This is a genomic window from Rhodococcus sp. WS1 (assembly GCF_003797745.1).
Classification (GTDB): Bacteria; Actinomycetota; Actinomycetes; order Mycobacteriales; family Mycobacteriaceae; genus Rhodococcus_F; species Rhodococcus_F erythropolis.
Genome location: NZ_RKLZ01000004.1, coordinates 172,776 through 189,552, shown reverse-complemented (window position 1 = coordinate 189,552; position 16,777 = coordinate 172,776). Strand labels below are relative to the sequence as shown.

The following is a 16,777-nucleotide window of genomic DNA, read 5'->3' as shown; positions in this document are numbered from 1 at the left end:
AACCCTCGCCACGGCAAGCGCGTTATTGCATCACGACGAAGACACGTGCAAGTACAACTATGGGACTGCACCCACTTCAGTTGACACGTGGGGTTGATAGTTTCAGGCCGCGAGGGCGGTCTGATTGATTGTCTCAAACTCGATCGGGGTGAGTTTCCCGAGGCACCGTTGTCGGCGTTTGCGATGGTAAGTCTTCTCGATCCAGGTCACGATCGCCAGCCGTAGCTGTTCCCGAGTAGACCAGCATTGTCGGTCAAGGACGTTCTTTTGCAACATGGAACCTTGTAAACCGTTGTCGGACAATGTTTGTACGAATTTTCTTGACCGAAATTGGCTACCCCGGCCGCTGTGAACGATGGTTCCGGTCGGATCCCGGAGAGCGACGGCATTGGTCAGCGCGCGGACAGCCAGCGACGCTTTCATTCGCAAGTCGATCGAATAGCCGGCCTTGTTCGAGTGCACGTCCTTGATCGCGCACAGGTACAGCTTTCCGGTGTCGGTCCAGCGTTCGGTAATGTCGTTGAGCCACAACTGGTTCGGCTTCTGTGCCGTGAACTTGCGTGCCACAAGATCGTCGTGAATCGGTGGGCCCGACTTCCTGTTCAGTCCTTTCTTCTTCGCAAACACCGACCAGATACGTTGCTGCGAGCACAACCGGGCGACGCGATTCTCGCCGGTGATGATGCCTCACCCAGGTAATTCGTCGGCGATGAATCGGTATCCGAAAGCCGGGTCGTCGGCGCGAATGCCGTAAGCGGCGTTGATCAGATGCGCATCGTCCCAATCCCTTTGTGTCACAGGGCTATCACGCCATTTGTAGAATGCTCGTGTGGAGAAACCGAGCACCCGACAGGTCACCGTGACCGGAATTCCGTCGCCAGCGAGGTCGCGGACCAGCGGGAACATCATTTTGGGTTGCCGTCCCGAGACAGGTAGGCGACAGCTCGTCGCATCACTTCCGCTTCCTGCTCGAGCAAACGAATTCATTTCTTGGCTTCGCGGAGTTCGGCGGATTCGTCCTTGGTCATTCTGGGCAGGTTGCCGTCTTCGATGTCTGCTTTCTTGAGCCAGTTGTGCAGGGTCGGCTCGGAGATCCCGAAGTCTCTCGCGATCTGGGTCAGCGGGGCTTCACGTTTGCGGGCAACCGCGACCACGTCGCGGCGGAACTCCTCGGGGAACGACTTCGGCATAGCAGGATCCTTTCACCGTGAGGAGCGATCCTCACAGGTTAGGTATCAACCAAACCGAGTGCAGACCCTATTCACTAGCACCAGTCGTCCCTTGTTCTGCACCTCCGCCGTTGCATCGATCTTCAACACGCGGGTAGGCATACGACACACGCCGCGCGGCAGTAACCAGAGCGCGGCAATGCGCATTCACCGTTCGAGAGTCCATGGCGAATGCAAGGCGAATCGGCGGCGCGTCGAGAATCGACACCATTTCAACCCCAACCCCGACTCGATCGGCAATGTCACCGGTCGCCAACACGACCGCCTTTTGAAGTGCAACAAGGTCGATGAGCTGATCGAGGGAGACTTCGGGATATCCATGACGAAAGCCCGGCAGACGCTCTACCTGTTGCAACGTCAACGCGCCCACGCTGATTCCGACACGGCGGGGCACCAGCGTGACGGTAGTCAGTTCCATCAATTCTTCGACCTCCAAGCCGAGCAGGTTCTGATCCCCACACACCAGCGCCAGGTCGGCAATACCCTCTTGCACAACAGATTCCGGCGAGAGACTGAACCGCACATCCACATTCACCGAACCTGATGTCGCAGCGTAGGCGGTGAGAACGGTTCGCAAGAAACCTGAGCCAGTCCTCGGGCGAGCAGCGAGAACAATCGATCTCGCCGCCGCTCGGCGGCTGAGCTCGTCTAGGTCGCTAAGAATTCTCCTACTCCGCTCGACGACCTGGGCTCCTTGTTCTATGACACGGACACCCCTTGTTCTGTGACACGGACACCCCGACTAGTTCGATCAAATAACCTCACACCAAGACGGCGTTCAAACCGGCTGATTGCTCGCGAGAGCGGAGGCTGAGCTATGCCGAGCCATGCCGCCGCCCCAGTGAAACTTAGATTGTCCGCAACAGCGATCACGTACTCGAGTTCGCGGACTTGGGGACGCTCCATACTCAAGGGCATAGAGCAATGCCTATGTGTGCATCGCGCATCTTCGAGAGTGCCTGCACACTCGGGGTTGTCACAACTACTGCGAAGGTAATCATGAGCACTCTTCTTCACATCGATGTCTCACCGAGAATCGATCAATCCGTTTCAAGATCAGTGGCTTCGGCGTTTGTCGCGAGCTGGCGAAAGGCGAATCCTGATAGTGAAGTCATGACTCGCGACCTAGCCCTGCATCCGATCCCTCACGTGGGCCTCGAACTCGTCGACGAGTCAATCCGGAAAGACGTCCAACCTGGCAGCCCGGACGCACTTCGCAATGAACTGATCGACGAGCTCACCTCCGCTGAAGTCATGCCAGAGCAGGCCGAACTCATTCCGCTCGCCACACAGTCCTTAGAACACGGATACGCAGCGGCAGCGCACCACGGACTCAGATCTGGACCCCGACAATCACCAAAGCCCGCCTGACAGGCTGCAAATCGCCGTCGCCCCGGCTTCACCCAGATATCCACCACACAGAAAATTTCGGCCTCCGCGTACGTACTAAGGCCTAGATCCTGGTCGACGACTACGCCTCCTATGCCGGTCTCGGAGATACGTCGGCTACTGGCGGAGGCATCGACACCTCAGTGGGTGCCGCGAGGACGCGAATCTTACTAAACCGTCGCCGTCCCCTTGAACAAGATATCTCGATACCTCACGGGGAACTCAAACATCGGGTTCGGACGGCTCAGATCCAGTCCGGGACGGCTAGCGCAGGTCGATGGACTCGGCCTCAAGACCACATAGCTGCAACTCGTGGTTTGATCAGGCGTACGCGCTCGATTCGTCAGTTCGGCGACTACGTCAGCTTTGACTCCTCGCCTGGTGCAGAGGTCCAGTGAGAGTCGCGGTCACCTCGGAAGCGGTCAAAACACTCCCAAGAAGCCTGAAGGTCGACAGAGTCGCTTCGTGTGCGGCGTCGGAGTCGGCGGTGCAACCATCCGACACAATCACAACTTTGTAACCCAGGTTAAGCGCGTCCCGTGCGGTCCCTTCGACTGTCACATTGGTGGATACGCCGGTGAAAACTACAGTGTCAATTTCGCTTCGGCGCAGAATTGAGTCCAGGGTGGAGTCGGGGAACGCCGAAGTGCCTGGGTGACTGACGATGGGCTCGCCGAAGGCGGGTTCGAGCTCGGGAATGATTGCTGCGCCGGGCGAGCCCTCGACCAGTGCTCCTAGTTTTTTGATGGCGACGTTCAATCCAGTGTTGAGGATCAATTCGGGGTAGCCGGGTTGAAATGCTGCGCGGGCCCACACGACGAGCGAACCCGTTGCGCGAAAGTGCTCTACCAGTTGAGCAGCGACGTCGATGACGCCGTGCTTATGGACCTGCTCAGCGAAAAACGGTGCGAATGCACCCTCCTTGGTGACGATGTCTTGTTGCCAGTGCACGTTCATCAGAGCTGTTGTTGCCGGGTTTAACGCCGAAGCGGGGCTATTCACGAGTGGGTTTCCTCGGGGTCGGTTGGTGTGATGACGAAGTTGGTGAAACCGCCGTGCCGGTTCTCGATGCCGGTGATCGCGTCGTTGACATTTGCGAGGGGGAAGTTGACGTTTTCGAAGATCGACAGGTCGACTAGGCCTGCTTCTGCCATCGCCGCCATGTCTTGGCCTTCGCCGGCTGTGAACCAGCATGAACCGAGCAACCGGATCTGTTGGTCCATGAAGTGGTGAACGTCGATGGGGACCTCGCCTGAGGTCGCTCCGACATTGACCGCGCAGCCGCCACGGCGAACCGCGCGCAGACCCTGCTGGAACGGGGCATGCGGTGCACCTGGGCCCAGAGCGTCGATGAAGACGTCGATGCCGCCGGGAACGGTGTCCTTGACCCATTCATCGATGTCTCCATCGTGGGAGGAGAAAACATCGATTCGAGTCGGTGCCAGCGCTTTCACTCGTTCCAGCAGTGCCCGGTCGCGGCCCGTCCCGAGGATAGTCGTGGCCCCCATGGCGAGTGCATAGAGGGCAACTCCGAGTCCGAGTGTTCCGCTGATTCCATTGATCAGGACTGTTGTATCGGTGCCGACGTGCGCTTTCCGCAAGGCAGCATACGCGGTTCCGAGATAACCGAAGCGGGCCGCGACGTCGAATCCGATGGAGTCGGGCAGTTTCACGAGTGCGTATTGGGGTGCGAGCGTGTATTCGGCGAGCCCTCCATAGGGGTAACGGTCGAGCATGTTCGATGAACTGGCCGTGAACCCGAAGTAGCCGGCGAACGCGAAGCTGGTGCAGTTGATGTGTTCGCCGCGTCGGCACGATCGGCAGTCTCCGCAGTGACGTCCAGGGTTGACGTAGACACGGTCCCCTGGTGCAAATCCGTGCACATCGCTACCTACCGCGTCGATTACGCCGGCGGGGTCGAGACCGAAAATGGCGGGAAGTGCAGGCAGCGGATTCTGAGGGAACCACGTGGTCCAGTTCGCCAGAATATTTGCGAGGTTCGGGACAATGTTGCATGCGTGGACCGCAACTCGGACATCTGTCGGTCCAGGTTCCGGTAGCGGAACCTGCTCGAGCACCATCGGTTCTCCGACGACGTGCATGCGGGCAGCGAGCATGGTGTCAGACATGTGAGCACTCCTGTTCATACGGCGGTGGGTGTTCTTCGCCCGCGTTCTATGTAAGACTCTCTTATGTGACTGGTAACACAAGATTCCCGCTCAGTGGGCAACGAGTGTCAGTCAAGGACGAGGGAGCAGGAGGTGACATGTCGGGCGGAAACTCGACAGCCGGGCGCTCGGTGACCGAGAAATCCCTGGCCATTCTCGACGTCTTCGCCGGCGAAAGAACCGAACTTACGATGTCGGACATCGCGCGCGCCACGGGCCTGCCCTCAAGCACCACCCACCGTCTGATTCAAGAGCTCGAGCGGTGGGGCGGACTCGAACGCGGCACAGACGGTCGCTACAGCATCGGGTTGCGATTATGGGAAGTTGCCGCCCGTTCACGTCGAACGTACGGGATGCGCGAGAGCGCTCTGCCTTTTCTGCAGACGCTGTGGGACCTCACTCGTGCACACGTGCTGTTCGCCGTCCTGGACGGAAGTGAGGCCTTGTTGATCGAGAAGATCGCCGGGACGAAGGACGTACCCAATGCTGGCCGCGCCGGCGGTCGACTGCCATTGCATGCCAGCGCTGTCGGCAAAGTACTACTGGCGCATGCAGATCCGACTATTCAAGCCCGAACAGCGAGCGGTGAGCTCCTTGGCTATACCCCGACTACAATCGTCGACGCCCATATTCTGCGCGCCGAACTCGCACGCGTGCGACGCGAGGGATACGCCACCTCGCGAGACGAACTCACTGCTGGCTCCACATCGTGCGCTGCTCTCGTTACCGCCCGCGACGGCACCGGGGCTCCGACGATTGCGGCTGTTTCAGCACTCGGATCGACCGGTCGGCGCGATATGCACGAAATGATTGCCTTGACCCGCTCCGCCGCGCAGGGCATCACCCGCGCTTTAGCTGATCGCAGTGCCCGCCATCCCATCAGTCCGGTCCTGCCACGGACGGCGAAACGTGCTCGCACACAAAGCATTCAGGGCCATTAGCCGTTCGCCTGGATTACAAGGTCTCTGCACTGGACAGGTTGTGTACGCACTGTGACATGACATCTCGAAATCCCGCGATTTGCGAGGCGGTCAGACCGGACAGCATGCGTGCTTCCATTCGGTCCGCTTCCTCTTCGCATCGCCGGAGCACCTCAGCACCCTCGGTCGTGAGGTAGTTGCACAGGATTCGCTGGTGGTCGGGGTCGGGCCGGCGTTCGACATAGGCGTTGCGAACGAACGCAGCCACCATTACCTGCATCGACTGCGCCGTGACGAAGGAACGCCGGGCCAATTCGGCGGACGAGAGGCCCGGGGTACGGGCGAGGATGCTCAGCGCGGCGTACTGCGGGGTGGTCAAGCCTTGCGCCTGCATGCTGGCGTCGAGGTCACGTCTGACGGCGGACTCGAGCCGCTTCACCAAGTAGGTCACTCTCGCCACCGCCCCGTCCTGTCCGTCGGCATGCCCAAGCGTGTCGTCATCGCCGACCTCTACCGTCATGGTTGACATCTTATCAGAGTCACTGATATTTTCAGTGTCAGAGTTTCTGATACTCAAGAGTTCGATTCGACCGACGACATCCCCGGGCGACTTTTTCGTTCGGGTGAAATGGAGACCCCCATGACCGAGAACACGCCGGAGTTCCAGGGCGAGACGATTCGCGTCGAGATCGACGAGAACCGCATCGCGTGGCTGTACTTCGACCGGCCGGACAAGCGCAACGCGATGAACCCGACATTGAACCGGGAAATGTTCACCGCCCTCGAAGCCCTCGAAACCGACGACCGCGTGGCCGTCGTCGTGCTCACCGGCACCGGCGACGCGTTCTCCGCCGGAATGGATTTGAAGGAGTACTTCCGCGAGACCGACGGCAAGCCACGCTCGGTCCAGCACAAGGTCCGCGCCGAGGGAACTAACTGGCAGTACCGCAAACTCCTGAACTACGCCAAGCCCACCATCGCCATGGTGAACGGATGGTGCTTCGGCGGCGCGTTCGTACCGCTTGTCTCCTGCGACCTCGCAATCGCCGCCGATAGCGCCACGTTCGGTCTGTCCGAGGTGAACTGGGGCGTCACCCCAGGAAACCTGGTGACCCGCGCGCTCGCCGAGACCATCTCCACCCGCGATGCGATGTTCTACATCATGACCGGCCAGCACTTCGACGGCCAGAAAGCATCGACGATGCGCCTGGTCAACGAAAGCGTCCCCGCCGACCAGCTGCGCGACCGAGTGATCGAGCTGGCGTTGCAGTTGACCAGCTTGAGCCAGTGGGTCGTACGCGGGGCGAAGATGGGTTTCCGGCACTCGCGTCTGATGTCCTGGGAAGCAGCCGAGGACTACCTCTACGCGAAGCACGACCAGGCGATTCTGTTCGATACCGACGCCCGCGAACAGGGCATGACTCAGTTCCTCGACGACAAGACCTACCGCCCCGGACTGGGCACCTACGCCACCTCCGCAGACTAGGGACCACAGCTATGACTCTCACCGACACCGGTGTCGCCACCGTCCAGCTCTCCATCGGCGGCGCAGCCACCGAACCAGCCACCGGACGCTACATCGACAAAACCCGTCGACTGACCGGCGACCGACTCTCCCGTGTCGCCGCCGCGACAGCCGACGATGCCCGGCGCGCTGTCGATGCCGCCGCCGCCGCCGCACCGCATTGGGCCGCCACTCCCCCCGCGGCCCGACGGCAAATACTGGAAAAGGCGGCGGCCCTGTTCGACGAACGCAGTGACTCGCTCTCGGCGACGATGGGCAGAGAAATGGGAGCGGCATCGTCGTGGTGCCACTTCAACGTCATGCTTGCCGCAGGGATGCTGCGCGAAGCTGCCGCCCAGGTCTATTCCACTGTGGGACAGGTCATTCCCTCCAATGTTCCAGGACTTACCGCCCTCGCGGTTCGCGAACCGGTCGGCGTCGTGGTCGGCATCGCACCGTGGAACGCACCGCTCATCCTCGGGGTGCGGGCCGTGGCCATGCCGTTGGCGTTCGGCAACACGGTGGTCTTGAAGGCCTCCGAAGAAACCCCGGCCACCCACGCCGCGATCATCGAATGTCTCGTCGACGCGGGAATTCCAGCCGGGGTCGCGAACCTGATCACCAATGCCCCTGAGGACGCGGCCGGCGTAGTCGACGCCCTGATCGCCCACCCGAAGACCCGGGTCGTGAACTTCACCGGCTCGACCAAGGTCGGACGGATTATCGGCGAGACGGCCGGTCGCAATCTGACCCGCGCCGTCCTGGAGCTGGGCGGTAAAGCGCCCTTCGTCGTTCTGGCCGACGCCGACCTCGACGCGGCCGCGGCAGCAGCCTCCTTCGGTGCCTTCATGAACCAAGGCCAGATCTGCATGTCCACCGAACGGCTGATCGTCGACTCCTCGGTCGCAGCCGAATTCACCGAACTCTTGGCACGCCGCGCGAAAGCTCTGGTGGTCGGTGACCCGGATGATCACACGACCCAACTCGGGCCGATGGTTCACCAGGGCGCCGTCGCACACCTCGAAGCGCTCGTCGCCGACGCAGTCGAGCATGGTGCGACGGTCGTCACCGGCGGCACGTCCGACGGCCTGTACTACCCGCCCACCGTGTTGACGGGTGTCACCTCGACTGCGCGTCTCTACGCCGAGGAATCGTTCGGACCCCTGGCCCCGATCATCACGGTCGACGGAGTCGACGAAGCAATTCGTGTCGCCAACGACTCGGAGTACGGACTGTCCGCGGCCCTGTTCACCCGTGACGTAGGAAACGCGTTGACCTTGGCGCAGCGAATCGTCTCCGGCATCTGCCACATCAACGGGGCGACAGTGCACGACGAGGCTCAGATGCCGTTTGGCGGAGTGAAATCCAGCGGCTTCGGCAGATTCGGATCCACCGCTTCACTCGAAGAATTCACCGAGCTGCGTTGGATCACCGTCTCCTCCGCCGACCGCCACTACCCGATCTGACCGGAGACTTCGATGGCCACTCTTTCACCCACCGCAACCAATGCCGCCGCAGCTACTGTCGGTGTTCGCTACGGGGAACTCGTCGAGCGTCGCGCCCGCCGTCAACCGAACCGAACCGCATTCCTTTTCGGCGACAGCTCGATCACCTACGGCGAACTCCTCGGTCGGATCTCTTCTGCGGCGACACGGTTGGTCGAGAGTGGTGTCCAACCCGGCAGCCGAGTGGCGTGCTGGTCGGAAAACCGGCCAGAGGTGCTGATCGCCCTCTACGCATCCTCCCGGGTAGGGGCGATTTTCACTCCGATCGGTATCGCCGCACCGCCGAGCGACGTCGCCTTCATTCTCGACGATCTGGCGGCGACCACCTTGCTCGTCTCCGATCAGACCGCGCGATCGGTCGGCGACGTCGCTGGGATCGACCGAATCGAGGTGGTGACCCTCACTACCTTGACCGCGGCACTTCAGGGAGATTCGACGCTACCGCTCGCCGAGGTACCGGAGGTGACGCCGGCGCCGGGCAGTGAGGCGCTCGTGGTCTACACCTCCGGGACGTCGGGCCATCCGAAAGGGGTCGTGCTGACCCATGAGGCACTGTTCGCGAACAGCATCAACACCCTGATCGGCCTCGACATCGTCTCCGACGACGTCACGTTGGTGAACACTCCGCTCTCCCATGTCGCCGCTCTCAACACCCTGGCGGTCAACACCCTGCACAAGGGCGGCACCGTCGTCATCGACAGCAAATTCGACCCCGCCCGGTGCCTCGATCAGATCCGGGATCACAAAGTCACCACCATGTTCGCAGTCCCCTCGATGCTCACACTGCTCGCACGCGAGCCGGGCTTCGAGACCGCCGACATCTCCAGCGTGCGGTGGATCCTCGGCGGCGGCGCTCCGATGCCGCCCGCTCTCGTCGCACAGTGGTCGAGTCGAGGGGTCCCCGTCCTGGCCAGCTACGGACTGACCGAAGCCGGCCCCTCGGTCAGCTTCCGGCGAACGACCGATGCCGCGGATAAGCCCGAATCTTCCGGTGCCCCGGCGATGTTGACCGATGTCGTCATCGTCGACTCGACCGGAGCCGAACTGCCAGCAGGAACGGTCGGGGAAATCCGGGTCCGCGGACCCCACATCGCTGCCGGGTACTGGCACAACGACAACGCCACTGCCGCAGCATTCGATCGTGGCTGGCTCATCACCGGTGACCGCGGACTGATCGACGACGACGGTGACCTCCGGATCACAGGTCGATCCAAGGACATCATCATCACCGGAGGTGAGAACGTCGATCCTGCCGAGGTCGAACACCTCCTCGCCCGGTACCCGGACGTGGCCGACGTCGCTGTCATCGGACGACCCGACCCGGTATGGGGCGAGATCGTCGTCGCCGTCGTCGTCTCCGATCGCCCGATCGAACTCGGCGACCTGCAGGCCTTCCTGCGCCCGCATCTGGCCAAGTACAAGATCCCCCGCGCAGTCGAAAGGCGAAAAGCATTGCCTCGCAGCCCCGTCGGTAAACTACTCAGACGCGTCTTGACCGCTCCGACCGAACCTGTCGGCTGAGCAGAGGCGGCGCCCCGAGCCTGCAAGCGCCCGACCGACGGCGCCGCTACCGCACCCCACCGACTTCTCGGCTACCGCGTCGACCCCCTCCCTCGGCCCGTTTATGGACAACACCCCTGCACCACCGATGCAGAAAGGCCCCAGATAATGCCTCCCTTCCCCACCACACCGAGGATCGCCGTTGTCGGCGGCGGCATCGGCGGCCTCAGTGCCGCTGCGTTTCTGCACCGCGCCGGCTTGAAGGTCACCGTCTACGAGCAGGCGTCCCAGCTCGGTGAGGTCGGCGCCGGCCTCGTCGTCTCACCCAATGCAGTACGCATGATCAGGCGCCTCGGTCATCTAGACAGTTTCCTCGACAAAGCCGTTGCGCTGGAGATCGGTTGGGAGTTCCGGCGGTGGGAAGACGGTACCGTTCTGTCCTCGGAGCAGTTGACCGACAGGTGCGAGGCCCTCTACGGCGAGCGGTCCTACGTCGCCCACCGCGCGGATCTGCTGGACGCCATCCGCGCCGCGGTCCCGGACGACCTCGTCCACCTCGGGGCGCGTTGCGAGAGTGTCGAGGACAACGGACGATCGGTGACGCTACGATTCGCCGACGGCACGAGCGCCGAAGCCGACGTCGTAATCGGCGCCGACGGAATCCACTCCGCGATCCGCGGCGCCATCACCACACCTACTGCCGCCGAATACTCCGGGATGTGCGCCTACCGGGCCATCGTTCCCGCCGCCGATGCACCTGAGTTCGCCCGCCGTCCGGTCCAAACCCTGTGGATCGGGCCCGACCACCACCTGGTGCACTACCCGATCTCCGGTGGCAAATCCGTCAACATCGTGGCCTTCGCTCCCGCCGGAGATTTCACCGACGAATCGTGGAGCGCACGGGGCACCGTCGAGGAACTCCTCCACGAATTCGCCGGCTGGGATCCTCGGTTGACCGCGTTGATCGAGAAAGCCGGCACACCCGGCCGGTGGGCGTTGCTCGACCGAGCCCCACTCGAGCGGTGGACCCACGGCCGAGTTGCTCTGCTCGGCGACGCCGCACACCCGATGTTCCCGTTCTTCGCGCAAGGGGCCGCCCAAGCCATCGAAGACGCTGCAGCGCTCGCACAATGCTTATCGGCGGACACCTCCGATCCGGAGGCCGCGCTGGTCCGTTATGAGGGGATACGGCGCCCTCGAACCACCAGAATCCAAGAACTCAGCCGCGGGCGCAAAGACATCAACCACCTGCACGACGGTGACGCGCAGACTGCCCGGGACAGCACGCTCGGTCAAGGGGATCCATTGCTGGAGAGCGGATGGCTGTACGGCTATGACGCCGAATCGGCAGCACTGGAAGTGAGTGCACAGTGACCGCCTTCGAGCACACCACCCTCGCGCAGCGAGTTGTCTTCGGAACAGGTCAGGCGCGCAGCAACTTTCGAGCCGAGGTAGAGCGGACGGATGCACGTCGGGTGATGGTCATCGCCGCACCGTCGGAAAGCGATCTGGCGCAGACGATCACCGCCGAGACCAAGGTCGTCCTGCACTGGGACGACGTACTCCCCCACGTCCCCATCGACAAGGCCGAAGCCGCTCGCGCCGCAGCAAAAATCCATGATGTCGACCTGGTCGTCTGCATCGGCGGCGGGTCGACAACCGGCCTGGCCAAGGCTGTCGCCTTGACCACTGGACTGCCCATCGTTGCGATACCGACCACGTACGCCGGGTCCGAGGCCACGAACGTGTGGGGTCTGACGGAACATGCGCGGAAAACGACTGGCATCGACGACCGAGTGCTCCCCCGCACCATCATCTACGACGCCGAGCTCACCGCTACCCTCCCCAGCTCGCTGTCGGTGGCCTCCGGGCTGAATGCGCTCGCGCATTGCATCGACTCGATGTGGGCACCCCGCACCGACCCCATCGATCAAGCTTTCGCCGCCGAGGGAATCCGCGCTCTCGGACAGGGCCTACCGGCGATCAAGGACGCCGCCGGGCTCACCCTGGACGGACGAGAGGAAACGCTCTACGGCGCGTACCTCTCTGCAGTCGCGTTCTCCTCCGCCGGATCGGGAATGCACCACAAGATCTGCCACGTGCTCGGTGGGGCCTACAACCTGCCCCACGCACAGACCCACGCCGTCGTCCTGCCCTATGTGTTGGCCTATCTCGCCCCCGCTGCGCCCGCCGCGGAAAAACGAATCGCCGGCGCCCTCGGATCCGCGACCGCCGTCGACGGTCTCAACGACCTGCGTCGCCGCCTCGATGCGCCCACCGCACTGGCCGACCACGGCTTCGCCGAGGAATCGATCGAGGAGGCCGTCGAGCTGATCCTCCCGTCCATCCCCGCATCCACACCCCGCGCGGTCACACCGTCCGACCTTCGGACACTGCTCCGCGCAGCGTGGTCGGGCGAGTACCCCTCGACAGGACTCTTCTCATGACCAGCCACCTCCCCTCCGCCGAACAAACACGGCGAGAACACGACCTGACGCAGACCGTCATCGCGAGCTTCGGCGACACGGACAACCCACGCCTGAAGACAGTCCTGCAGTCATTGACCACGCACCTGCACGCCTTCGTGCGGGAAGTCCGTCTCACCGAAGCCGAATGGAACACCGCCATCGCCTTTCTCACCGACGTCGGACACATCACCGACGACAAACGGCAAGAGTTCATTCTGCTTTCCGATGTCTTCGGGGTGTCCATGCAGACAGTGACCGTCAATAACGAAGCAGCCGGCACGGCCACCGAGGCGACCGTGTTCGGGCCGTTCTTCGTCGACAACTCCCCCCATCTCGAACTCGGCGGCGATATCGCCGGCGGCGCTGCAGGGCAACCGTGCTGGGTCGAAGGGTTAGTCACCTCGACCGACGGCACACCGGTCACCGGCGCCCGTGTCGAAGTGTGGGAGGCCGACGAAGACGGCTTCTACGACGTTCAGTACGACACTGATCGGCTCGCCGCCCGCGGTCATCTTTTCACCGACGAGAACGGCCATTACAGCTTCTGGGGTCTGACACCGACCCCGTACCCAATCCCACACGACGGACCGGTCGGAGCGTTGTTGAACGCCGTCGGCCGTTCACCGATGCGCGCAAGTCACCTGCACTTCATGGTCACCGCGCCCGGGTACCGCACCCTCGTCACCCACATCTTCGTCGAGGGCGACGAACTCCTCGGCTCCGACAGCGTCTTCGGCGTCCGGAACTCGCTCGTCAAAGTCTTCCTCGAGCACCCGGCCGACGAACCCACCCCGGACGGCCGTGATGTCGGCGACCGCACCTGGTCCCGCACACGTTTCGACATCGTTCTCGCACCCACTGATGCCTGAACACCTCGCCCACTCGATGGCACCGGAAAGGTCACGATGAGCCACTACCGCAGCAACCTCAGAGACATCAGATTCGACCTGTTCGAGCTTCTCGAGCGGTCGGATGTGTACGGAACCGGCCTGTTCGAGGATATCGCCCCCGACCAAGCCGAGACCATTCTCACCGAAGCCGAGCGGTACGCAACCAACAAGCTCGCCCGATCCTTCTCGGACGTCGGACGTGACCGCGTCGAATTCGATCCCGCAACGAACTCCGTTCGACTGCCCGAGAACTACCATGTCGATGCAGCCGACTACCTGAACTCCGGCTGGCTCGATCTGGAATTGCCGCAAGCGTTGTCTGATCAAGCCGTCCCGCCGAGCCTGAAGTGGTGCGTGAGCGAACTGATGCTCGGCGCGAACGCCGCCATCCCCCAGGGACTCAACGTCATCCCTCAAGTCGTCCGCCTACTCCATCAGGAAGGAAACGACCAGCAACGCAGGCTCGCGGAAATCATCACCGAACGCAAATGGATGGTGACGATGATCCTGACCGAGCCCGACGCCGGTTCCGATGTCGGCGCCGGCCGTACCCGCGCGGTCCCCCAAGCCGACGGGACCTGGCACCTGAACGGAATCAAACGGTTCATCACCTACGGCGACCACGACCTGACCGAGAACATCATCCACCTCGTCCTCGCGCGGCCGAGCGGAGTCGACGACGTCGGTGGACCCGGGACCGGTGGCCTGTCGCTCTTCGTGGTTCCGAAATTCCATTTCGACGCGCAAACCGGTGAACTGGGCGAACGCAACGGTGTCTTCGCAACCGGTCTCGAACACAAAATGGGAATCACCGGCAGCCCCACCTGCGAAATGACCTTTGGGGGCACCAACCGGCCCGCCGTCGGATTCTTGCTAGGCGACAAGCACGCTGGAATTCAACAGATGTTCGAGATCATCAAACACGTCCGCATGCTCGTCGGAGTCAAAGCGATGGCCACACTGTCCACCGGCTACCTCAACGCCCGCGCCTACGCGATCGACCGGGTGCAGGGACAATCGCTCACCGATCCGGCCGCCCGCGGCCCGGTGTCGATCATCGAGCACCCGGACGTGCGGCGGTCGCTGATGACCCAAAAGGCGCATGTCGAGGGAATGCGCGCGATGATTCTCTACACCGCAACCCAGCAGGATCGGATCGAGCTCTCCCGCGCATCCGGCACGATCGACCCGGACGCCGACGCCCGCCACCAACTGATGCTGCCGATCATCAAGGGATTCTGCTCCGAAACCGCATGGCGGCTGCTCGGTCAGGAATCCCTTCAAGTTTTCGGTGGGTCCGGCTACCTGAAGGACTACCCCCTCGAGCAATACGTCCGCGACACCAAAGTCGACACCCTGTACGAGGGAACCACAGGGATCCAGGGGCTCGATCTGTTCAGCCGAAAGATCCTTCGCGACAACGGCGCTGCACTCGAACGACTGCTGATCGAGATGGACACGACCACAGAGGCAGCCGGCGAGGCGTTTGCGGTCGAGCATGCATCTCTGACGGCCGCAACCGCCGCCGTCCGCGACATGGTTACCTTGATCACCGAGCAGTGGGGTGGCCGCGGAGACAAAAGCACCCGCGCACTCGCGGCCCAGAGCACCACCAAACTCCTGTTGACGCTGGGAAATTTGGTGAGCGGATGGCTGCTCCTGCGTAGCGCCGAGATCGCTGACCGAAGCCGCCAGACCTCGACTGGAACTGATCTCGATTTCTACATCGGGAAAATCGCCACGGGCCGGTGGTTCGCCCGTCACATCCTGAGCACCATCCCCGGTGAACTTATCTCGGTGCGCAACACCAGCGCCGAGTTGACCGAACTGCCCCATTCCGCATTCTGACCAGAGAGCTCCCACACATGGATCTGCGTGAAGCGATCAGGACCCAGCCGATGCAGCGGTTTCAGATAACAACCATCGCCCTCTGCTTCGTCTTGTGTGTCATCGACGGATTCGAAATATTGATGATGGCCTTTGTCGCCCCCTATCTCGGGCGGGATTGGAATCTCGGTTCAATCGAACTCGGCTACCTACTCAGCGCGAGCATCATCGGAACGGCACTCGGCGCGATCGCTGTCAGTCCGCTCAGTGACCGAGTCGGCCGCCGCAGACTCATGATCTGGTGCCTCGCGGGAATCACGCTGGGCATGACACTCTCGGCACTCGCACAAGATATGCAGCAGTTGCTCATCTTCCGGGTATTTACCGGCTTGGGTATCGGCGGCATTGTTGCCAACCTCAACATCTTGGTGTCCGAATTCAGTTCGGACAAACGCCGTGGAACGGCCCTCGGCCTGTACGGGACAGGCCTGCCGTTGGGCAGCGCGCTCGGAGGGCTCGTCACCACGCTGCTGAGCACACACTTCGGGTGGAGAGCACCCTTCGTCTTTGGTGCCATCGCCACTGCGGCCCTGTTTTTCCTAGTCATTAAGGCTCTGCCCGAATCCGTCGACTATCTCATCGAAAAGAGACCGAAAAACGCCTTGGCACAGTACAACGCAATAGCCAGTCGCTTAGGACACCCCGCGTCCACCGCTCTACCCGCAGCCGCTCCACGTGCACAACACTCGATCCGGACCGGCATCTTCTCCGGCGTGATGCTGCGCCGAACATTCTTCCTATGGAGCGGATACTCGTGCCTGGTAGCCGCGTTCTACTTCGCCAACACGTGGACGCCGAAACTGATCACCGATTCCACCGGAGACGTCAACCTGGGGTCCACAGCAGGAATACTGATAAGTGTCGGCGGCGTCGCAGGTGCCCTGGTATTCGCCGCCCTCTCACTCGTCATTCGCCCTCGCCACGCCTTGATCATTCTGATGGTCGGCGGAGCTATCAGCTTCGTCGCGTTCGCTAACGGCTACCACGTCGTGGCAATGGCGATGGTCCTGGCCGCATGTGTCGGAATGTTCACCACAGGAGGAATGGCCGCGTACTACGCCATAAGCCCTCCGGTTTACCCCGCCGCCACCCGCGGGACCGGTGTCGGTTGGATGATCGGTTGCGGTCGGACCGTTGCGATCGTGGCCCCGATCCTCACGGGATACCTGCTCGATGCGGGATGGGCGCCCAAGAACCTTTACCTGCTCTTCAGCGCGGCCATTTTCTTTGCCGGTGTCGCCGTGTTTCTCCTGGACCTGAGCTTCCGAACGCGTGTCGAAAGACATGACCAGACCGAGATGTCCTCGACCTGAGTCC

General features: G+C 62.3%; 15 protein-coding genes and 1 pseudogene. 10 read left to right on the top strand and 6 right to left on the bottom strand.

Annotated features, from left to right (window positions below; all coding sequences use genetic code 11):
* Positions 1-102 precede the first annotated feature (102 nt).
* From EEB12_RS29065 to EEB12_RS31180, 3 genes and pseudogenes are all read right to left on the bottom strand, one after another.
* A pseudogene (locus tag EEB12_RS29065) lies at positions 103-1,190 on the bottom strand (IS3 family transposase).
* Positions 1,191-1,257: 67 nt separating this feature from the next.
* On the bottom strand, positions 1,258-1,722 hold the full coding sequence (locus EEB12_RS29060) for a hypothetical protein (protein WP_141489073.1): 465 nt from the start codon (positions 1,720-1,722) through the stop codon (positions 1,258-1,260).
* Positions 1,723-1,928: 206 nt separating this feature from the next.
* Complete coding sequence (locus EEB12_RS31180) at positions 1,929-2,135, bottom strand: LysR family transcriptional regulator (protein WP_141489072.1); 207 nt, start codon at positions 2,133-2,135, stop codon at positions 1,929-1,931.
* Between the two features lie 18 nt (positions 2,136-2,153).
* Between EEB12_RS31180 and EEB12_RS29050 the strand changes: the two genes are divergently transcribed.
* Positions 2,154-2,600 (top strand): NAD(P)H-dependent oxidoreductase, encoded by a 447-nt coding sequence (locus tag EEB12_RS29050; RefSeq protein ID WP_141489071.1) that lies wholly within the window; start codon positions 2,154-2,156, stop codon positions 2,598-2,600.
* Between the two features lie 378 nt (positions 2,601-2,978).
* On the opposite strand, the gene EEB12_RS29045 is transcribed toward EEB12_RS29050, so the two are convergent.
* Positions 2,979-3,620 (bottom strand): cysteine hydrolase family protein, encoded by a 642-nt coding sequence (locus EEB12_RS29045; RefSeq protein WP_141489070.1) that lies wholly within the window; start codon positions 3,618-3,620, stop codon positions 2,979-2,981.
* Complete coding sequence (locus EEB12_RS29040; RefSeq protein WP_181447600.1) at positions 3,617-4,747, bottom strand: alcohol dehydrogenase catalytic domain-containing protein; 1,131 nt, start codon at positions 4,745-4,747, stop codon at positions 3,617-3,619. Before EEB12_RS29040 ends, EEB12_RS29045 begins: the two co-directional genes overlap by 4 nt.
* Before the next feature lie 137 nt (positions 4,748-4,884).
* Between EEB12_RS29040 and EEB12_RS29035 the strand changes: the two genes are divergently transcribed.
* Positions 4,885-5,727, top strand: a complete 843-nt coding sequence (locus EEB12_RS29035; protein WP_181447599.1) for an IclR family transcriptional regulator — start codon at positions 4,885-4,887, stop codon at positions 5,725-5,727.
* A gap of 13 nt (positions 5,728-5,740) precedes the next feature.
* Here EEB12_RS29035 and EEB12_RS29030 read toward each other — a convergent pair whose 3' ends face one another.
* Positions 5,741-6,226, bottom strand: a complete 486-nt coding sequence (locus EEB12_RS29030) for a MarR family winged helix-turn-helix transcriptional regulator (protein ID WP_181447598.1) — start codon at positions 6,224-6,226, stop codon at positions 5,741-5,743.
* 120 nt (positions 6,227-6,346) lie between these two features.
* On the opposite strand from EEB12_RS29030, the gene EEB12_RS29025 reads away from it, so the two are divergent.
* The 8 genes from EEB12_RS29025 (at position 6,347) to EEB12_RS28990 (ending at position 16,773) form a co-directional block, all read left to right on the top strand.
* Entirely contained in the window at positions 6,347-7,192 is an 846-nt protein-coding gene (locus tag EEB12_RS29025) for a p-hydroxycinnamoyl CoA hydratase/lyase (RefSeq protein ID WP_141489067.1), read from the top strand.
* Positions 7,193-7,203: 11 nt separating this feature from the next.
* Positions 7,204-8,676 (top strand): aldehyde dehydrogenase family protein, encoded by a 1,473-nt coding sequence (locus tag EEB12_RS29020; protein ID WP_141489066.1) that lies wholly within the window; start codon positions 7,204-7,206, stop codon positions 8,674-8,676.
* A 12-nt stretch (positions 8,677-8,688) separates the two neighbouring features.
* Positions 8,689-10,236: a class I adenylate-forming enzyme family protein gene (locus tag EEB12_RS29015; protein ID WP_141489065.1), complete on the top strand. Its 1,548-nt coding sequence runs from the start codon at positions 8,689-8,691 to the stop codon at positions 10,234-10,236.
* Positions 10,237-10,383: 147 nt separating this feature from the next.
* Positions 10,384-11,589: an FAD-dependent monooxygenase gene (locus EEB12_RS29010; protein ID WP_141489064.1), complete on the top strand. Its 1,206-nt coding sequence runs from the start codon at positions 10,384-10,386 to the stop codon at positions 11,587-11,589.
* Positions 11,586-12,662, top strand: coding sequence for a maleylacetate reductase (locus tag EEB12_RS29005; RefSeq protein WP_141489063.1), 1,077 nt, complete (start codon positions 11,586-11,588; stop codon positions 12,660-12,662). The genes EEB12_RS29010 and EEB12_RS29005 overlap by 4 nt, the downstream gene beginning before the upstream one ends.
* A complete protein-coding gene (locus EEB12_RS29000) occupies positions 12,659-13,552 on the top strand; it encodes a dioxygenase (RefSeq protein ID WP_141489062.1) in 894 nt (297 codons plus the stop codon). Before EEB12_RS29005 ends, EEB12_RS29000 begins: the two co-directional genes overlap by 4 nt.
* 36 nt (positions 13,553-13,588) lie before the next feature.
* Positions 13,589-15,421, top strand: a complete 1,833-nt coding sequence (locus EEB12_RS28995; protein WP_141489061.1) for an acyl-CoA dehydrogenase — start codon at positions 13,589-13,591, stop codon at positions 15,419-15,421.
* A 50-nt stretch (positions 15,422-15,471) separates the two neighbouring features.
* Entirely contained in the window at positions 15,472-16,773 is a 1,302-nt protein-coding gene (locus EEB12_RS28990; protein ID WP_181447597.1) for an MFS transporter, read from the top strand.
* Positions 16,774-16,777: the final 4 nt, after the last annotated feature.